Genomic DNA, 20989 nt, shown 5'->3' on the forward strand with positions numbered 1-20989 from the left:
TGTCCTCATGATGCGGACCGAAAGGTCCGATACGCTTCAGGCTGCGAGCCTGTCGATCGCGCCGGCGACGGTTTCCGCGTTGCGTCCGAACTGATTGATCGTGGTGATCTGTTCCAGGCGATCGCCATAACCGTATTTGATGAAACCCGACAGCGTGCCGGTGGGGCCGAGATCGACGAAGCGACACGGCCCTTCCGCGGCGATCGCGGCGATCGCGGCGCGGAAATCCACCATCTCGCTGGTCACCTTCCAGTAGTGCGACGGCTCGACCCGCTCCAGGCGACCACCGGTCGCGGAGGAGTACTGCGCGATGGATGGCACCGAGATCGGCACCCCATCGAACATGCGCAGGAAGGTCGGTTCGATCGGCGCGAGCAAGGGCGAATGAAACGGATACTCGACCGGGAGACGCATCGAGACGACGGCCCGAGCATCTAGCTTGCGCCGGGTGTCGTCGATGGCCGCACGACTGCCACTGACAACGAAGTTGCCGTCGAAATTGACGCTGCCGATCGCGGTACCGCCGTAGAGCTCGGGATGACTGTGGAAATGTCCGACCGGCGCCATCACGGTGAGCATGCCGCCGCCGGCGGCCTCGCTCCTGAACACCCCGGCCTGGCGGATCACGATGCGCATCGCGTCTTCGTGCAACAGCGTTCCGGCCGCGACCGAGGCCGCGTACTCGCCCAGGCTGTAGCCGAGCACGGCATCCGGACGAATGCCGGCATGCGCCATCGCCTGGGTGAGGCCATAGCCGATGCTGAAGATGGCCGGATGCGACAAACCGATATCGGTCATCTCGCGGCGCTTGCTCGCTTCGTCGTAGAGCTCGGCGACCAGATCGCGCGACGTCATATCCCGATAGATGGCGTTGCACGCGTCCATCGCCTCTCGGAACGCGGCGTTCTTCGCATACAGCTCTCGCCCCATCCCGTAGTACTGCGAGCCTTGGCCCGAGTACATGAAGACGATGCGCGGTTTCGCCGCGAAGCGGGCTGGCTCCGTGGCAGCGCTCAAGATCATCGGCGCCTTGCGGATCTTCACGAACAAGCCGCTCAGCACATCGCCCGGCCCGATTTCCCGCAACGCGACCTCGCCCTGCGCCAGCAGCCACGACATCGATTCGTACCAGTTCACCGGATGGCTGATCTGCTCGATCAACTTCGGCAGCCAGGCCTCGCGCGCATGCGGGCGCGCCGTGCGATTGGAGACGACATCGGCGCGCAGCGGATGCAGACGGCCTTGTTCGAACAGCTGTCCGACGAACTCGGCGTAGGCATTCTCGACTTCGCGCATATAGCGCGAATGGAAGGCTGCGCTGACTTTCAGGCGCACGAAACGCGCGCCCGCCCCGGCAAACACGGCCTCGCAGCGACCGATGTCCTCGTGCAGACCCGAAATGACGTGCTGAGTGTCGGAATTGATGTTCGCGATATCGACGCCGCTCAACCCCGATTGGTCCAGAATCGTCCGCACGTGGGCCAGCTCCGGTCCGATGATTGCCGCCATCGCGCCGCGCGGCGCTTGCGCCATCAATGCCCCGCGCTTGGCGACCAACTCGATGCCGGTCGCGAAATCGAACGCGCCCGCGGCGAACAGCGCGGCGAATTCGCCGAGGCTATGGCCGGCAAAGACCTGTGGAACTGCCGCACCCTCGTCGCGGGCCTGCAGAAACGCCAGCGCCGACACTGCGAACAGCGCCGGCTGGGTGTACTCGGTCTGGTTGAGCAGGCCGTTCGGATCCTCCAGGCACAGCTCGCGCAAGGAGTAGCCCAGGACCGCGTCGGCCTGCGCGACCAGCTCCGGATAGCGCCCGAACAGCTCGCCGCCCATGCCCTTGTGCTGCGATCCCTGTCCAGGAAACACCCATACCGTCGTCATCGCGCCGTCCTCGTCCGTCTCAGGCGACCAGCGCGCGGTTGTTCAGCTGCGCGCTCAGCACGTCGACGACGTCCTGCAGCGTGTAGCGGTCGCGCTTGTCCGAATCGGCGATGCGCACGCTCAGGCGCTGCTCCAGTTCGTACCAGATTTCCAGCATTTCCCGCGAATCCACGCCCAGATCGCCACCGAGATAGAAGTCCGGTTCGACGGTATCGACGGTGAATCCGGTCCGCTTGATCTCGTTGATGGCGGACAACACTTCTGCGTACACGTTCATGTCTCTCTCCTCAGCTGACATTGCGTCCGGCACGAAGCAGCGCTCGCCCGGATCTCGTTGGCGCGCATTGCGGCGCGCGAATGGCGAAAAACCGGCGTTAGAGCAGCCCCATCTCGCGCGCGGTCGATGCGATCAGATCGACCGCGGCGTCGATCTCTTCGCGCGTATGCGTGGCCATGACCGACAGACGCAGGCGCTCAGCACCCGGTGGAACCATCGGGTATTCCATGATGTTGGCGAACAGGCCGCGACGGTACAGCTCCTTGTTCAGCCGCCTGACCGCGCCATCCTCGCCGAAGAACACCGGCACGATCCCGGATTCGCCGCGAGCGATGCGCATGCCCGCCGCCTCCAGGCGGTCCTGGATGTAGCGGACGTTGGCATGCAAGTTCTCGATGCGCTGCGGTTCGCGCTCCATCACGTCGAGCGCGGCCGAGATCGCGGCGATCGTCGGCTGCGCCAGGCCCGAGGTAAACAGGTACGGATACGAGAAATTGCGCAGCAGGAAGATATGCTCGTTGCTGCCCGACACGAACGCGCCCTGCGCACCGATCGCCTTGCTGCAGGTGGACATGCGCAGGTCGACCTGGCCCAGCAGATCCAGATGCTCCAACGTGCCGCGCCCGTTGCGGCCGACCGTGCCCAGGCCGTGGGCATCGTCGAGGATAGTGATCACATCGTGGCGTTTGCAGATCTCGACATACTTCTTCAGGTCGATGATCAGACCGTCGACCGAGCGCACGCCCTCGACCGTGGAGAAGATCTGCGCGCCCGGCTTGGCCTTGGACTTGATCCGCTCGAGAATCCTCTCGAAGCCATCGAGTTCGTCGGGGTCGAAGGTGTAAAACGGTACGCCGGCCATCTTAATCGCGTTGATCACGCTGGCGTGGCTGTTCTTGTCGTAGACGATGACGTCGTTGCGGTTCATCAGGCCGCTGACCCAGCACAGATTGGCCATGTAGCCGCCCGGCAACAGCACCGCATCTTCGTGGTCGGCCAACTTGGCCAGACGCAGTTCCAGATCGCGATGCTGTTTGGTGTAGCCGGAGAACGCCGGCGATCCGCCGCTGCCGATGCCGTACAGTTCGACCGCCTCGATCACCTTGCGCTTTACATAGGGATCGTTCGACAGACCCAGATAGCTGTTGGAACCGAATACCAGGACCTCATTGAAGACCTCGCTGTTGAGTTCCTTGTACTTCATGCGGCGATCGACCGGACCGAAGCCCTGGCGGCCGACCATGTACCCCGCCTCCAACTCTTTCACATAGGTTTCGTACTGGTGCGCGAGCCGCTCTTTGAAAGGCTTGCGTTCGAGTTCGATCAAAGCTCTTGAGTCCATGTTCTTTCCCTATCCTTCCTGTTAAGTGTCCCTACCGCGTCCTGAGCATCGTCCACGCAGAGCCTTCAGCCGAAAAATCCGTTGCGCCTGTACCACTCCGCGCTGTCGCGAACCATCGCTTCGATCGGCGCGGAGCGATAGCCGAGCTCACGCTCGGCCTTGCTCGAATCGAAGTAATACGTACATCCCATCACGCGCATCCGGTACGCCTCGACCGCGGGCTGGCCGGGTACGAACGGGAACCGGCGCTCCTGCAGAGTGGTCTTCAGGCGCAACCAGCGGTAATTCGCTTTCGGAATACGCAACGGCTTTTCCAAGACTTCGCCGATCACGTTCAGGAAACGAGCGATGCGAATATTCTCTCCGCCCAGCAGATAACGCTCTCCGGGCCTTCCAAGGGACAACGCACTGACATGCGCGCGCCCCACCTCGGCTGCGGAGCAATAGGTCGCACCGCCTGGCGGACTGAACGGAAGTTGGTCGTAGTGTGCGGCGATCAGCAACCGACCCCACTGCAGGTTGTGATCGTAGGCCCCGACCACCTCCGCCGGATTGAGCACGATCGTCTCCAGACCACGCGCATTGGCCTCGAACACGACGCGCTCAGCCTGCTGCTTGGTCGCCGCGTACGGGCTGCGCCTACGGTAGCCGGTGAGCGGCACGCTTTCATCGGCGACGCGCGACGCGTCGTCGAAAGCACCGATCGTCGATGTGGTGCTGGTGTAGACCAGCCGGCGTACGCCATTGCGCAAGGCCGCATCGACGACGTTGCGCGTGCTGTGCACATTGGCTGCCTGCAACATCGGCAGGTCGCTCCACTTGCAACTGGTGTTGCCGGCGGCATGAATCACCGCATCGGCGCCGCGCATGGCCTGCGACAGTGCATCCACATCGTCAAGACCGCCACGGACGATGTCCACGCCGAACGGTTCCAGGTACTTCGTGTTCGAATCCGACCGCACCATGGCGGTGACGCGATGCCCGGCGGATACCAGCGCGGAGACGATGTTGAGACCGACGAAGCCATTGCCGCCAGTGACGAATACAGTCATTCAGGAACCTTCCGTGGTAATGGCTTTGGCTTCCATGGTCTTCCAGAAGCGTTCCCGGCTCTCGGATTTGGTGCGCATGCCGAGCGCGGACGGGATGCGATCGGGATTGGAGACAATGCCTTCGAGCAGCACGGTGATCTGTTCGAGCAGCATCGCCGCGCTGGCGTGGTCGGGCTCGACCGCGCGATAGATCAAGCTCAGCTCCAGCGAATCGACGTCGATCGCCGCAGCCAGTTCCATGCGCGGGCGCAGGCCGCAGGGATACGCTTCCGAGGCCAGGTGGCGTTCGCCATCCTCGCCTGGCTCGATCGGCGAGCCGAAGCTCACCACGCAATCGAACAACTGCTCGCGCCCGACCCATTCGCCAATCCGTTCGACCGTCGTGGAGGCGTGGCGATGCTTACGCAGCAAGGTCGTCTGCAACTCACCCAGCCATTCGAGCACCTTCTGCCGACCGACGGTGCGCACCCGCACCGGCAGCAGGACCGCCTCACCGGCATGATCGGCGCCGAGGAGACCAAACTGGGAATAGCGGGCATTGCTGTATCGATTGAGCAACACGGCCCAGGCCGCGGCGATCAAGGTTTCCAGCGCGATGCTGTGGCGCGAACCAAAGACCTGCAGCAACTGCGTCAATGCCGGATCGACCACCTCGGACACGGCATGCACCGTCCCCGGCCCATCGCCCCCCGGTGCCGCGGACTCCAGCGACATGCGCTCGCCCAAGGCGACCACGGTATCGGACGCGTCGCCCAGGTGGTCGACCCAGTAGCGGCGCACCCATTCCTCGTAAGGCTCATCGGCCGCGGTCCAGCCTGATGCATCTTCGACGTCGGTGGAGGCGACATCCGACAGACGGCGCCATTCCGCGGATGCTTCCACTGCTCCTGTGGGGGCTTCGGCTTCGCTGATTTGCAGGCGGTTGTCGGCCAGGATGTCAACCGGCCTCGACTGAGCAGAGGCCACACCGTCCGGGACGACTACATTGCGCAAATCGCAACGTACCTGTTCGAACGGCGTGCCCGGGAACGAGGCGCGACGGCGCGGTTGGCCATGGTGGATCTCGGACCAATCGATCGCCGCACCGCGCACCCACAGCTCGGCGAGCTTGTCGAGGTCTCGCGCACGCAGCAGCGTGTCGACGAAGCCGTCTCCGGCATCGCCGTCTAGCAAACGCAGCACGTCCAGCGAACCATGGGCTTCAGTATCGCCCGAGAACATGCCGCTACGGCCGCCGGCCTCGTGCGGGTGCTCGAGCGCTGCAATCAGCGCCTGCGCATCGGCGGCAACCACCGCCAGACGATGACGATAGGCGATGCGCCCGACTTGCGAGGTGTAGGCGAGGTCGGCGAATGCAGACTGGGTCAGTCCCTGCGCGATCTGCTCGCGCATGAAGGCAGCAAGCGAGGCCGTGTAGCTCTTCAATCCCTCTTGGCTACGCGCCGACAACACGAACAAGACCGGCACCGCGACGCTCGCGGCTTCGGCCGGCGCGGACTCATGCGATTCCACGATCACGAATGCATTGGAACCACCCATGCCGAACGAGTTGACGCCGGCGATACGCGTGCCCTTGGCATTGCGCGGCCACGCCGTCGCCACATCGGGAAAACGGAAGGCTGAACCGGCATGATCGAAATTGCTGTTGATCCGGCGCAGCTTCGCGCAGGGCGCGAATTCGCCGTGGCGCATGCTCAACAACACCTTGATCAGCGAACCGATGCCGGACGCGGCCTCCATATGCCCGATGCCGGCCTTGCTGCCGATCGCGCACCGGCCGATCGCGCTGGAAGTACGCCGCAGCGCATTGTCGAGCGCCTTCAATTCGATCGGGTCACCCAATTCGGTACCGGTGCCGTGTGCTTCGATGCACCCTATGTCGTCGGCGACCAGACCGGCATCGCGAATGCAGTCGGCGACGGTGTCTTCCATCACCTGCAGATTCGGCATGAACTGCCCCGGTCCGGTGCCGAAGTGGCCGATGCGCGAAGCGCGAATGACACCGTGGATATGATCGCCGTCGGCAAGCGCACGGCTGAGCCGCTTGAGCACCACCACGCCGGCACCCTCGCTCGGCACAAGACCATTGGCGCCTTCATCGAAGGTGCGTTCCTTGCCGTCAGGCGACAATACCTTCATATCGTGCAACAACTGGTACTTGCTCTGATGTAGCGACAGATTGATGCCGCCGACCAGGGCTATTTCGCAATCGTCCGAAAGAATCGACTGCCGCGCCAGATGCAGTGCGGTCAGCCCCCCGGAGCATGCGGTCGAAACGGTCAGGCTGGGCCCATGGAAGTTCATCACGAACGACAAGCGGTTCGACAGCTCGCTGGCGACCGAACCCGGGCCGATGTACTCGCGGCTACTCCGCTGCATGTCGGCGGCGACACGGCTGAAGTCGTCGTTCATCGCGCCAACGAACACGCCGACCTTGGAGGCAGCCAAGGCCTGCGGCGTATACGCGGCATCCTCGACCGCACGCCACGCGGCGCGCAGCAATACGCGCAGTTGCGGATCGGCCTTGTCGGCCTCGGCCTGCGACATGCGGAACAGCTTCGGATCGAACAGTTCGACATCGGACAGGAAACCTCCGACGTCGGCGATCGATTGGCCAGAGCGCGAGCGATGCTCGTTGAGCGAAGATGCGAATCCGCGTGCCAGCGGAATACGGGTCAGGCAATCGCGGCCTTCGCGCAGATTCCGCCAGAACTGATCCAGGTCGGGCGAGGACGGGAATTCACCGGCCATGCCAACGATCGCGATGGCTTCAGCCGCGGCGGACGGCGCGCGCCCGGCCGGCAGCCGCTTGGAGTGCATCGGCGCGGCGGTCTTCTCGCGAGCGGGCGACGGCACGGCCGGCGTTGCGCGCGCCTCGCGAACCGGGATGCCGGTAGCCAGCGCGTCGGCAATGGCGAAACGCTGGCGCACCGCCTCCGGATAACGCGCAAGCAGATAGCGCGCGAGCTGCGCGGCACTGTCGTATTCGAACAGCGCGGTCTTCGGCAATTCGGCAAAGTCCGCACGCAGTGCGGTGTGCAATTCGAGCATCAACACCGAATCCATCCCGCACTGCTCGAAGCTGGCACGCGAACCGATCGCCGAGGCCTGGGTCTTGGTGACTGCGGCCATGCATTGCTTGATGAACTGTTCGACCTCGATAAGCAGCGTGTCGTCGATGACGCTAACGTCGGCTACGCGGTGCGCGGCTGGCGACATTTGCTGGTTGGGACGCGCGGCCAACGGCGGCTCGGCCGGCGCAATGTCGCGCACCGCTGGCTTGGCATCGATCATGCGCATCGCAACGGCGCGCTCGACGGCGACCGGCTTGTCCGCTTGCGGCACAGCGTCGTCCGTCAACCTCAGGGTCTTCGCGATGCGCTGCGGATCGCCGACCGTCACCAGCACGCGTCCCTGCGCCGAACGCAACAGCGTGTCGAGGATCTCCAACCCTTCGGCCTCGCTCAGCGCCTGCATGCCGGAGAACCCGAACACCACCGAATCGCCGCCGGTGATTTCCATGCCGCCCGTCGCCCACAACGGCCAACCGATCGACAGGCTGCGACCATGACGCAGGCCGCGGGCGCGCTGCGCCTCGCGCCACAGCGCATAGCCATCCATGAAGCGATTGCCGGCTGCATACGCGCCCGATCCCAGATCGCCGATCAGCGCCGAGACCGAAGAGAATGCGACGAAGAAATCCAGCGGCAATGCCGCGGTCGCACGGTCGAGCACGATCAAACCGTCGACCTTGGGCGCGAGCAGCGCGTTGAAACCGGCATCGTCGAGTTCGAGAATGGAGCGATCGCTGGCCGCGCCGGCGCAGTGAATGACGCCGTTCAAGCCGCCCAACTCGCGCTCGGCCACCGTCACCAACGCCGCAACCGCGGCCGCATCGGCGATATCGACGCCGCGATACTCGACTTGCGCGCCGAGCGCGCGGATCGCGTCGACCGCCTCGCACGCGCTCGCCGGCAACTCGAGCGAGCGACCGCAGAGCAGCAGCCGCGCCCGGCACTTCGTCGCCAACCAATGCGCCACCGCCAGCCCGAGCTTGCCCGCGCCGCCGGTGATCAGATACGTGCCGTGATCGCGCAACGTCAATGCGGCATTCGCATCGTGCGCGGCCATCGGCAGGACGCGCAACGCCCGGCGGTGCCGATGGCCGCCGCGCCAGGCGATTTCGTTGGCGCCGAAACCAGTATCGACGTCCAGCTCGTCGATGATCGCCCGTGCGCACACCTCGATCCGATCTCGATCGTCGCTCAGCGTGGACAGTTCGAAACGATGATTGGCCATCAACAGCGAACGCGCGTATCCAATGATCGCCTCGTGTTGCGGCTGGACGTCGCCGTCATCGCGATACGCATACAGCAACCGCACCGCGGCGCCGGGATTGGCCCGCTCCGAGGCAATGAACAATTGGCGCACCGACTGCAGTCCGCGATGCAAAGCGCTCTGTCCGGCGCCCTCGGCCGACCACGCGGCAGCGGGCGCACCGCTTCTAATCACGATATGGTCCGGCAGCAGATCGCGCTCGCGCAGAGAATCGAACAGGGCCGACGCACTCGCAGCATTGAACGGATCGAAGCGATCCGGCGCAGATGCCTCTTCTCCATCCGCCGCGAACGCGATCGCGACGCCGCGATCGCCCTTGGGTAAGGCGCGAACCAAACCATGCGCAAACTCGCGGTCGTCCGCGATCACCAGCACCGTGCGCGCGGCACGGCTCGCGACCGTGACCTGCGCTAGCGGCGCAGGCACCCAGTGATCGTCGAAGAACTGCACCGCGCGGCTCGGCACCTCCTGACGAACCAGCGCGCGGCCGCTGAAGCCGTGCAACTTCGCCAGCACGCGACCATCCGCGTCGGTCACCAAGATGTCGTACTTGTAGGCGGTCGCGTCGGTGGTCGACGCCAATCCGGCCGGCAGCGCGGTCGCCAGCGCATCGCGGCTGCGCACGACATGCGCATAGCAGGTTTCGGTGAGCGGGTGACGAATCTCCAACTCATCCAGTGCGAATGGCACGATCGGCACCACCGGATCACCGCTACCGGCCATCTCGACCGCCAGCCCGGCGCGCAATGCAGCATCGAGCAAGGATGGGTGCAGAGCGAATTGGCTCACGCCCGAGCGCAGATGCGCCGGCAGGCGCAGCTCGCACAACGCGCCTTCGGCCAGGCGATAGCGAGCCTGGGTGACCTGGAAGGATGGGCCGAAATGGAAGCCCATGCGGCGGAAGGCGGAGTAGATCTCCTCCGGACCGCGTTCGATGCGGGTGCCGCGCGCGACCATGGCCTGGATGTCCAGCCACTCGTCGGCGACCTCGTCCCCGGCCCCCTGGAACAGCAGTTCGCCGTCCACGCAGATCGCCGCATCCGATTCGCGCAGGATATCGAACTGCAATCCGGCCTCGTCGTTGTGCATGCGGATCGTCAGCGCATCGGGCGCGCCGGCGATTTCGAACGGCTGGCGCCAGGCGAAATTGCGGATACGCGACACGCGCCAACCTTCCCCCGCCGCAAGATCGCCGGCCGCACGCGCCATTTCCAGATAGGCCACGCCCGGCAGAATCCTACGGTCGCGGTCGGTATGGACGATATGGTCACGCAGGTAGAACTCCTGGCCATCGAAACGCTTGCGATAGATCTGCGCGGCGAGAGTGGACAGGTTGCGGTCGATCAGCGGATGCGGGGCGTCGGCAACCGCATCGCGGCGCTTCTCGTCGACCCAATAGCGCTGGGTGATGAAGGGCATGGTCGGGAACGGCACACGACGCGGTCGGGCGCCACCGGCATTGACCGGATACAAGATGTCGACATAACGCGCCCAATCTACGTCGAGCATCGAGACCCAGGCGCGCGCCAACTGGGGCAAGCGGCCGCCGGCGATCAAGGTGCGGATGATCGCGTCGCGCTCGCCCTCCTCGACGATCGCATCGAGCTTCTCGCCTTGCCGGCGCGGCGAACCGCGCAGCACACCCTCGGCAATGGAACCGGCGCGACAGGCGCGCAACGCGTTCAACAGTTCGGCGACGCTGGTCGCAACGATCGCGAGGCGCTCGTCCATCGCCTCGCGGCCGATCTGCGAGGAATAGGCGAGCGAACGAAGGTCCAGACCGACATCCGGATCGCCGCCACGTTCCAGGAACGCGATCATGCGATCGACATAGCGCATCAAGCGCTCTTCGCCGTCGGCCGACAACACGAACAGCACCGGTCGACCGTCGGCGACCGCCGGCAAGGTCCTGGGATGGTCCTCGATCAGACAATGCGCGTTGGCCCCGCCTGCACCGAAGGAACTCAAACCGGCGCGACGTGGGCTGTGCACGCCGGTCGCGACCCACGGCTCTTGCTGTTGAACCACGCGAAAAGGCGCTTGGGCGAAGTCGATGTTCGGATTCGCAGGCGAAGCATGCAGCGACGGTGCGATGGCGTGGTGGCGGAACTGCAGCAGGATCTTGGTCAACCCGGCGATGGCCGCAGCCGATTCCAGATGGCCGACATTGGACTTGACTGAACCGATGCGGCACTTCTGGAGACTCGATTCGGTGCCGCGGCCGAAGGAAGCGGAGGCCGTATCGAATGCGCGGATCAGCCCGGCGATCTCGATCGGATCGCCCAAGGACGTGCCTGTACCGTGCGCTTCGATGTAATCGATGCTGCGTGGATTCCAACCGGCCTGCTTGAGCGCCTTGCCGATCACATTGGTCTGCCCGACCTGATTCGGCACGGTGTAGCCATCGGTCTTGCCGCCGTGATTGAGGCTGGTCGCCTTGATCACGCCGTAGACGTGGTCGCCGTCCTCGATCGCCTGACTCAAGCGCTTGAGCATTACCACACCGACGCCCTCGCCCGGCACGTAGCCGTCGCCGTTGGCGCCGAACGCGCGGCAGCGGCCGTCGCTGGACAGGAACTGCGCGGCGGACAACTTCTGATACTTGTTCGGATGCACGATCACGTTGACGCCACCGGCGAGCGCCATGTCGCAGTCGCCGTTGTCGATAGCGCGGCACGCCAGATGGATTGCGGTCAACGACGAGGAGCACATCGTATCGATGGCCATGCTCGGGCCGTTGAAATTCATGAAGTACGAAACGCGGTTGGCGATCGAGGAGAACGGCGGATTCGGCCGTCCCGACTTGAGCTGCTCGTCTGTGACGTCGATCTGACCGTAGTAGCCCCACATCACCCCGACGTACACGCCGACCGACCGGCCTTTGAGCGACTGCCGGGTCTGGCAGGCGTCCTCGACGCATTCCCAGGCGGTTTGCAGGAACAAGCGCTCCTGCGGATCGATCAGTTCAGCTTCGCGCGCGGAAATATTGAAGAAGCGCGCATCGAACTGATCCACGCCGTCGATGAAGCCCCCCCACTTGCTGTAGACCGCGCCCTTGAGCGTGCGATCGGGATGGAAGTAACGGCTGTGGTCCCATCTCGACAGCGGAATTTCGCTAACGCTGTCGCGGCCGGCCGAGAGATTCTGCCAGAACGCGTGCAGATCATTCGCGCCGGGATAACGGCCACTGAGGCCGACGATGGCGATGTCTTCCGGCTCGAAGCGATCCGCGCCGCCGCGCAGACGGCGGAACGCGCCCGACGTACTGAGCCCACGCGCTCTCGCGGGCGTCGGACTAGCGGCGCTCGCCTGCGTGTGCACTTCCGCGCGGATGTGCTGAGCGCGTCCGTCCCGCCAATGCAGGTCGGCGGCCCAATCGGCCAGCGTGCCATGGCGGTATGGAGCGGACGCATCCACACCTTCGAAATCCTGCGCCAAGGCATGCAGCACGGTGACGATGTTGACCGCGTCCAGAGGCCAATGTGCGATCGGCGTGTCGACGCGGCAGCGCGCGGCTTCCGCGCCGAGAATCCGCCGCAGTTGCCGGAACAGATGTTCTTGCACGCTCGCATCACCGCCTTCCGCGGCTACCGGCGCCTCATCGCTCACGCTGGCCGGCGCGATCCATGCCGCCGACGTTGCTGCGGAACCGGCTCCGGCCAAGGATTGAGCGGCCTCCGGGAACGCCTCGGCCAGATGCTCGGCAAAACTGGCGACGTCCTGGTATTCAAAGAACAGCGTCTTGGAGATTGCGCCGAAGGTCTCTTCCAGACGACCGGTCAGTTTGACGATCATCACCGAATCGATGCCGTAGTTTTCCAGCGGCACGTTCGGATCGATATCGGACGGACTCAGGCCAACCGTTTCGCCGAGGATGCGGCGCAGGAATTCCTGCGCGGCCAGTCGCGGTGCATCGACGGAGACAAGCGGTTCTTGCGCGACAGCGAAGGTTTGCGTCGTCGGTGCGTGCGCCTCGGCGGCAGGCGCCATCGCGCGCAACAGCTCAGCGTGATTTTCTGCGAGGTAGCCCGCGATGCCGGACAGTTCCTGGTACTCGAAGAACAGCGTCTTGGGCACTTCGCCGAAGCGCAGCTCCAACTCGCGGTTCAAGGCAGCGATCATGACCGAATCGATACCGTAGTTTTCCAGCGGCGCATGCGGATCGATCTGCGCCGGCGCAAGCTTGGTGACGTTGGCGAGCAGTTCGACCAGGCGCGCGGTCGCGATCGCCTGCAGGGCTTCCGGTTCGGCCATGGTCGAGTTCGCCGCAACCGCAGACGACTGCATCGCCGCCGGCAGGGCCTTCGCGGCCACCGGTTTCGGCGCCGTACGCGCACGCGCGAGCAGCGACAGTTGCGGCGCGGACTGAATAGTGAGTTGTTCGATGCGCACCAGTACCCGGCCTTGCGCATCGCACACGCTCAGGTCGAAGTGCGATTGCTCAGGCGTCATATCGCCGTGCACGATCGTGCTCCTGCACGCATGCACGAACACCCGTTCGCCCGGGATCGCGAGGATCTCGATCCGGCGCAACCGTACCGGCACGCGGATGCCATCGCCGTTCGCGCTGAACCCGCCGACGCCGAGACCGACGCGGATGGCACCGTCGATCAACGCCGGATGCAGGACGAAATCGCCCGCCTCCACCCCGACGATACGCGGCAGGCGCAACACGCCCAGCGCTTCATCGGCGTTGTGACGCAGGCTTTCGAAGACCTGGAAACTTTTTCCGAAGGCAAAGCCCATGGCCGAGAACGCGGCTTCAACGTCGGTGCCGTCGAGCGCGGCCGTGCGGACCGCTATCGCGGCCAGATCCACACCCGCAACCTCGCCAGCGACGAAAGCATCGCCGAGCACGATCGCACCATCGGCATACGGCTGTTGCGCATCGCCGCCGACGGCGCCGATAGCGAAGGCAACCGCGCCACGCTCAGGCAGCAGCGAAATCCGTACGGTTTGCGGCGCATCGTTGACCACGATCGGCTTGTACCAATGCACGTCTTCGATTGCCGTCACCACGCGCCCGGGCGCGGCTAGCTGCGCTGCCTGCAAGGCCAGTTCGAGATACACCACACCCGGCAGGACGCGGTTGTCGCCCAGGCGATGATCGCGCAGATAGAACGCGTCGGGCCGCAATGTCTTCAGGAAAGCCTGTTCTTCCAAGGTGGACACGTTGACGTCGATCAACGGATGCAATGTAGCGATGCCGCCCCCGCCGCTCGCGTCGACGTCCGATGTCTCGACCCAGTAACGCTGGCGTTGGAATGCATACCCCGGCAGCGGCACACGGCGCCGGCTGCCGGCGACATGCAACACGCGCCAATCGATCGCTACGCCGTCTACCCAGGCCTGCGCCAAGGCGGGCAGATCGCGAGCGGCGAGCGATTCCGACAGCCGCGCCGTCGCGGCGGCGCCGCGTGCGGCCACCGCAGGGTCGCGTTTGGCGGCATCGCGATGACCGGACCACGCTTGCGCGGCCAGCAGACCCCGCTCGGCGTACAGTCGCAGCGCATCCAGCAGCTCGCGCCGCGATGTCGTCACGAAAGCGACGCGGATTTCCATCGCGATGCGGCCGATCTGCAAGGTATATGCTGCATCCTGCAAACCGATCGTCGGATCGTCCTGCAATCGTTGGGCCAACCTGGCGGCCATTTCGCGCAAGGCGGTATCGCGACGCGCGGACAGCACGACGATGACCGGTGCATCGGCGCCCACGCTGCCGCGAGCCTCCTCGATGTATTCCTCGACGATCAGATGGCCATTGCTGCCGCCGGCGCCGAACGAGCTGATGCCGGCCAGGCGCGGCAATTCCGTGCTCGCCCCGGCATGTTCGACGACCGGACGCCGCCAAGGCTGCAAGCTGCGCTGCACGCGGAACGGACTGTGCGCGAAGTCGATGTAGGGATTGGGCGCATCGGAATGAATCGACGGCACCAGACTGCAATGCCGCATCTGCAGCAGCACCTTGGTCAGGCCGGCGATGCCCGCGGCCGCTTCGAGATGGCCCAGATTGGATTTGGCCGAACCGATCGCGCAGTACTGATGCTCGCTTTGAGCGAAGGCCTTGGTCAGGCCCGCGACCTCGATCGGATCGCCCAGGCTCGTGCCGGTGCCATGCGCCTCGACATAACTGATATGGCGCGCATCCACGCCCGCCGAATCCAGCGCTTCCTGCACCAGCGCCGCCTGGCGCTTGGGATTGGGCACGGTGAACCCAGAGGCCTTGCCGCCGTGATTGATCGACGAGCCGCGGATGATGCCGTAGATGTGGTCGCCGTCGCGGCGCGCCTGAGCGAGGGATTTCAACACCACCGCGCCGACGCCTTCGCCGGGCACATACCCGTCGCCACCTTCGCCGAAGGCGCGGCAGCGGCCGTCGCTGGACAGGAAATGCATGTCCGAGAGCAGGTTGTACTTGTTCGGGTGCAGCGACAGATTGACCGCACCGGCGATGGCCACGTCGATCTCGCCCACGCCGATCGCCTGACAGGCGAGATGAATCGCGGTCAGCGAGGACGAGCAGGCGGTGTCGATGGTCAGACTCGGACCGGAAAAATTGAACTGATACGAAACCCGATTGGCGACAGCCCAATAGAAGCTGTGCGGCACCACCCAGCTGTCACGTGGACGATCCACGCCGTGCAGCTGGTAGTCACCCCACATCAGACCGGCATACACGCCGACCGGGTTCTCGCGATACCCACGCGCCTGCGCCAGCGTGTCCGGCGTATAACCGGCATCCTCGATCGCCTGCGAGGCGATCTCCAGGAACAGGCGTTCGTTTGGATCGATGTTCTCCGCTTCTTTTGGCGAAATATTGAAGAACAGCGGATCGAACTGGTCGACATCGCGCAGGAATCCGCCCCAACGGCTGTAGCTGTTGGCCCGCGTCGCTTCGCCCGGCTGGAAGCGGAACTTCGCCGCCAGATCCGGCCTCTCGGCGGGAATTTCCTCGACGCAATCGCGGCCCAGCCGCAGGTTTTCCCAGAACGCTTCCAGCGTTTCCGCCTGCGGATAGCGACCTGCCAGGCCAATGATCGCGATGTCGTCGCGCTGCGGCGGGGATGCGGGTTCGACGGCACCGCGGCGGATCGGCGAGGATACAGCGTAGGCGGCAGCGCGCCCGGAATCGTTCGCGATGGTCGGCGCAGGCGGCGTTTGCGCGGCCGTGTATGCGGCAGATGCAGCGGCGATGTCGACGGCGGCTTGTGTGGGATTCGCGATCGCGCGGCAACGATCCGGGTGCTGCTCGATAAAGTACGCGCTGAGTTCGGCCAGCGTCTGGTATTCGAAGAACAGCGTTTTCGGCAAGGTGCCGAAGGGTTTTTCCAGATCGGCGATGAGGTCGATCATCACCACCGAATCGAAGCCGTAATCCTTGAACGAGCGGTCCGGCTCGAAGTCGGCGGAAATGCCGAGCTGCGAGGCGAACAAGTTCGCGAGGAAACTGGATACCGGCGCGCGCCAGGCAGAAGGATCGTGATCGGCATGGCTCCCGTCGGCACGCGGCGCGGCGATGGCGATGGCGGCAGCCACGGGCCGGTGATCCTCGGCGATCACACCCAGCACTTCGCGCACCTTATCGATATCGCCCGCCGGCATCACCACGACTTGCGGCTGCGCTTGCGCAATCGCGTATTCCAGCACCTCGATACCGCGCTCGGTCGTCAACGGCACGATACCGAAGCTGCGCCGCAGCGCTTCCTCTTCCTTGTCGCTAAGCCGCATGCCGCCGTCCTGCCAATACGGCCAGTTGATCGACACCGACTTGCCGCTGCGTTGGCCGACTGCGACCAGCGCCTCGCGCATCGCCGAAAACTCATCCTCGAACGCGTTGCCGAACGCGTAGTCGCTCTGCCCGACATTGCCCAGCACACCGGTGACGGAGGAAAACAGCACGAACAGGTCCAGCGGATCGCGCTGCGTCTCCTGATCCAGGCACCAGGCACCCAGGGTCTTGGGCGCAATGACGCGCGAGAACGCTTCCGCGGGCTTGCGCAGCAGGAAATCGTCCTCGATGACCCCGGCCGAATGCAGCACGCCGTTCAGCACTTGATCGCGCAAACGCAGATCCTCGCGGATCGCCGCAAACACGCGCCGGACTTCGTCGCGGTCGGTGATATCGCACGCCAAATACATCGCATGACCGCCCAGGCCGGCCAAGGCGTCGAGCGCCGGCTGCTGCGCCTCGGACAGTGGCTTGCGACCGGTCAGATAGACCGTGGCCCGATAGCGCTCGCACAGATGGCGGGCGACGATCAGGCCGAGCGCACCGAGTCCGCCGGTAATGAGATATGCGCCGCCCGCCCGAAAGTCCATGCCGCTCGCGTGAGCCGCGGCCGGCAGGGCGTTCGAATGCACGGGCGCGAACCGGCGCGTCTCGCGCAGGCCGTTGCGATAGCGCACGTCGGTGACTTTGTCTGCGGCGAGCAATTCGTCGGCGACCAGGTCGGCCCAGCCCGTGCTATCGGCCGGGCATTGCACAACGCGCCCGTTGAAGCTCGGCTTTTCGATCGACAGCGTCTTGTAGAACCCGCCCAGCGCGACGACATCGGTGACGCCGAGCCCGTCGCGATTCGCCACGCCTTCGCTGTCTTGTTGAGCCAAATGAACAAAGCGCGCGCGCTTAGGACCGCGCAGCATCGCCTTGACCAATGCGAACGCGGCACGCGCGCTGGTGTCGATGCGCGCCTGCACGGACAGGTTCTTGCCCGGCCTCGGCGCGACCCAGACAAAGTGTTCCGGTTGCGCGCCGCGCGCTTTCCAGGCTGCGACCACGGCCTCGGCATCGGCGAGCGAACCGGCGCGAAGAACCTTGCCCGGCTCTGCCGGCGCGAGTCCGGCGTCCGCGGCCAGGACCGGCAGGCATTCGAAACTCGTGCCGGCGAACCGCAGCGATCCTGCAAGCAGCGCATGCAGGCTGTCGAGATCGTCCCGCTCGCCGATCATCACCACCGTCGCGGGCGCTTGCACCGCGCTCGCTGCCGCAGCCTGCACCCACAGCGGTGCGTAGAGATCGCCGGCAATCGATTCGGGCGGAAGACGCATCGCAACGGCGGCGGGGCCCTGCGCCACCGAGGTTTGCGCCATGCGTGGACGCAAGCTCAATCCACGGAATGCCAGGCACACACGACCGACGGATTGGCCGGGCTCGCACTCGATCAGATCGATATCGAACCGGGAAATTCGCTCGCTGCCGGACGAGGTCGGCGCGAATCGCGCCCAAGCGTACAGCTCGGTTGTATTCGAATCGGAACCCGTTCCCGCATCCAGAACATCCAGACGATCCAGGGCGAACGGCAAGCACGGCGCATGCGCGCGCGGTGCGTTAGTCGCGTCGATGGCGGACGCAAGTATGACCGCCGCCTGCAGTGCCGCATCAGCCGTACTCGGATGCACGACGAACCCCACGTGGCCGGCCGAAAGCTGCGTGGGCGACACGATCCGCGCCAGACACTGGCCGGCGCCGAGGCGCACATCGGCGATCGACTGGTGCCTCGGTCCGTATTGCAATTGCAATCCGGCCAAGCCACGGTAGCAGGCTGCCGAATCGACGAGGCCGGCCGTGCAGTCGTTGCCGATCGCGCCGATATCCACCAGCATTTCGCCGGTATCCCGATCGACGTCCAACAGGCCCTGGCAGTACACCTGCGCCGATTCCCGCGTTTCCGCGTCAATGACCCGAAAGCGCAGACGAGCCGGGCCGGCGTTCTGCGCCACACCGTCGCCGGATGCATCCAACTCCAACTCGACCGACACCGCAGCGCCCGTCACTTCGAGCGGACGCTGCCAGACCACGTCGTGCAAGCTGACAGTGGACACGGCCCCCGCATCCGCACCATCGGCCAGCGCAAGACGCGCAGCGGCGCGGGCCATTTCCAGATACGCGACGCCAGGCAGGATCGATCGGCCGTCGACGACGTGATCGGCAAGGAAGAATTCGCGACCGTCGAAGGTCGAGCGGAAGCGCTGCCGGCCGAGGACGGACACGTTGTTGTGCAGCAGCGGGTGCAGGCGGGCTTCGGCCTTGGCCTCGCCGCGCAGATCCGCCGTGATCGATGCGGGCGTCCAGAAGGTCGCGCCCTTGAAGGGGTAGCCGGGCAGGCGCACGGGCTGCGCCGACATGCCGGCGAACAGCGGCGGCCACGACAGCTTCGCGCCGCCACGGAAGGCGTTCGCCAAGGCGCTCAATGCGTCGATGCGCGCCTGTTTCTTCAGCTTTGGCCATTTCGACAGCAGCGCCTGCAGCGCCTCAGCGTCCACATTTTCGGATGTGGCGGCGCCTTGCGTGTTCGCATCCATCGCTTGATTCAATGCATCCAGCAATGCAGCCGGGCTATCCACCACGCATGCGAACCGGCAAGCCAAGGCGTCGCGGCCCAATAGCAACGTTCGGCTGACATCCATCAGCCGCGTCCGTCCCGCATCGTCCCGTACCCAATCGCGCAGTGTCGCGATGCGGCGCTGCAAGGCCGATGCCGTCTTGGCCGACAAGGCGATCAACACCGGTTCATCGCCACGAACGCGACCGACGCCCTGCCCGACCGGCGCCGCCGGCGCCTCTTCCAGAATCACGTGGGCATTGGTGCCGCCGAATCCGAACGAACTCACGCCGGCGCGCAGCGGTTGCCCCGGCGCAGGCGGCAGCCAGGGGCGGCTGTCATCGAGGACATAGAACGGCGTGTCATCGATAGCGATGCGGTGGTTGAGCCGGGCGAAATTCTGGAACGGCGGCAGGCGGCGATGCCGCATCGCCAGCAACACCTTGATCACGCCGGCCACGCCCGCGGCCGCCTCGAGATGGCCGATATTGGTTTTCACCGAACTCAAGCCGCAGTATGCGGACGGCAGTTCGATGCCCTGCTTGCGCGCCAGGCCACCGAAGGCCTGCAGCAGGCCTTCGAATTCGATCGGATCGCCCTTCGGTGTGCCGGTGCCGTGCAGTTCGACGAATCCCAGGCTGTCGACGGCCACGTTGGCGCGTTCGTGCGCGGCCATGATGACCTCGGCCTGCGCCTGCGGACTCGGGTAGGTCAAGGTATAGGTGCTGCCGCAGTGATTGACCGCGGAACCCTTGATCACACCATGGATCGCGTCGCCATCGGCGATGGCCCGCTCCAGCGGCTTGAGCAGCAAGAACGCCGCGCCTTCGCCGCGCACATAGCCGTCGGCAGCGTTGTCGAACGTCTTGCAGGTGCCGCTCGGCGAGAGCATGCCCATCTTCGAGAACGAGATATGGCGGGTCGGCGTCAACATCAGGTTGATGCCGCCAGCGAGCGCCATCTCGCAATCGTCGTATTGCAAGGCCTGGATGGCGCTGTGGATCGCGTTGAGCGAACTAGAACACGCCGTATCGATCGGCACGCTAGGCCCGCGCAGGTCGAAGTGATGCGAGACGCGATTGGCGATCACCGCGGTCGCGGTACCGGTGGAATGATGCGCTTCGATCGAAATCTCGTCGCGCTCCTGCAGTTCCTTGTAATCGTGATTGAAGACGCCAACGACAACGGCGATCTTGCGTCCGCGCACACTCGAAGGCGCCACACCGGCGTCTTCCATGCAATTCCAGGCGAGCTCCAGCATGATCCGCTGCTGCGGATCCATGGACTGCACCACCTTGGGCAGAAAACCGAAGAACTCATGATCGAACGCGTCGACCGCGTCGATGAATCCGCCCCATTTGCTGTCGGTTTTATTGACCGTCTGCTTTGGATCGCCCCATACGCCGCGCCAATCCCAGCGCTGCGCTGGAATCTCGGTCACGCTCGATTTACGGTCAATCAAATTTCCCCAGAACGTCGTACTGTCGTTCGCCCCTGGAAATCGAAACGCCATCCCAATAACCGCGGTATCCATATCGCTCTAAGCATCCTGTCTGCGTCGCGATCGCGATCGCCGTCTCTCCCCATTTAAGAGACCGGCAATATCCTTCTGCCCCCACAGATGGTTATCCGAATGTGACGGACTTACTCGAAAATATTTTAGATTGATATCACAAACCAAGAAAGACGCCGTAGACAGATGCTGAGTAAACCGGGGAAGAGATACCTAGCGCATGTCGATCCAGCGCTCGAAGCGGATGCAAACTTGCCGTGCCGG

Annotated in this window: 5 protein-coding genes; all 5 read right to left on the reverse strand. The window is 64.8% G+C overall.

Annotated elements, in window-relative coordinates; translation table 11 throughout:
* Positions 1-36: 36 nt before the first annotated feature.
* Positions 37-1881, reverse strand: a complete 1845-nt coding sequence (gene fabD / locus AB8810_RS13935) for an ACP S-malonyltransferase (protein ID WP_369913979.1) — start codon at positions 1879-1881, stop codon at positions 37-39.
* A 19-nt stretch (positions 1882-1900) separates the two neighbouring features.
* On the reverse strand, positions 1901-2158 hold the full coding sequence (locus AB8810_RS13940; RefSeq protein ID WP_179564183.1) for an acyl carrier protein: 258 nt from the start codon (positions 2156-2158) through the stop codon (positions 1901-1903).
* A 97-nt stretch (positions 2159-2255) separates the two neighbouring features.
* The gene (locus AB8810_RS13945; protein WP_225210100.1) at positions 2256-3485 is read right to left on the reverse strand and encodes an aminotransferase class I/II-fold pyridoxal phosphate-dependent enzyme; all 1230 of its coding nucleotides are present in this window, start codon (positions 3483-3485) and stop codon (positions 2256-2258) included.
* Positions 3486-3565: 80 nt separating this feature from the next.
* Complete coding sequence (locus AB8810_RS13950; RefSeq protein WP_369913980.1) at positions 3566-4552, reverse strand: NAD-dependent epimerase/dehydratase family protein; 987 nt, start codon at positions 4550-4552, stop codon at positions 3566-3568.
* The gene (locus AB8810_RS13955; RefSeq protein ID WP_369913981.1) at positions 4553-20746 is read right to left on the reverse strand and encodes an SDR family NAD(P)-dependent oxidoreductase; all 16194 of its coding nucleotides are present in this window, start codon (positions 20744-20746) and stop codon (positions 4553-4555) included.
* Between the last annotated feature and the right edge of the window lie 243 nt (positions 20747-20989).

This window comes from Xanthomonas sp. NCPPB 3005, assembly GCF_041228095.2.
Lineage (GTDB): Bacteria > Pseudomonadota > Gammaproteobacteria > Xanthomonadales > Xanthomonadaceae > Xanthomonas_A > Xanthomonas_A bonasiae.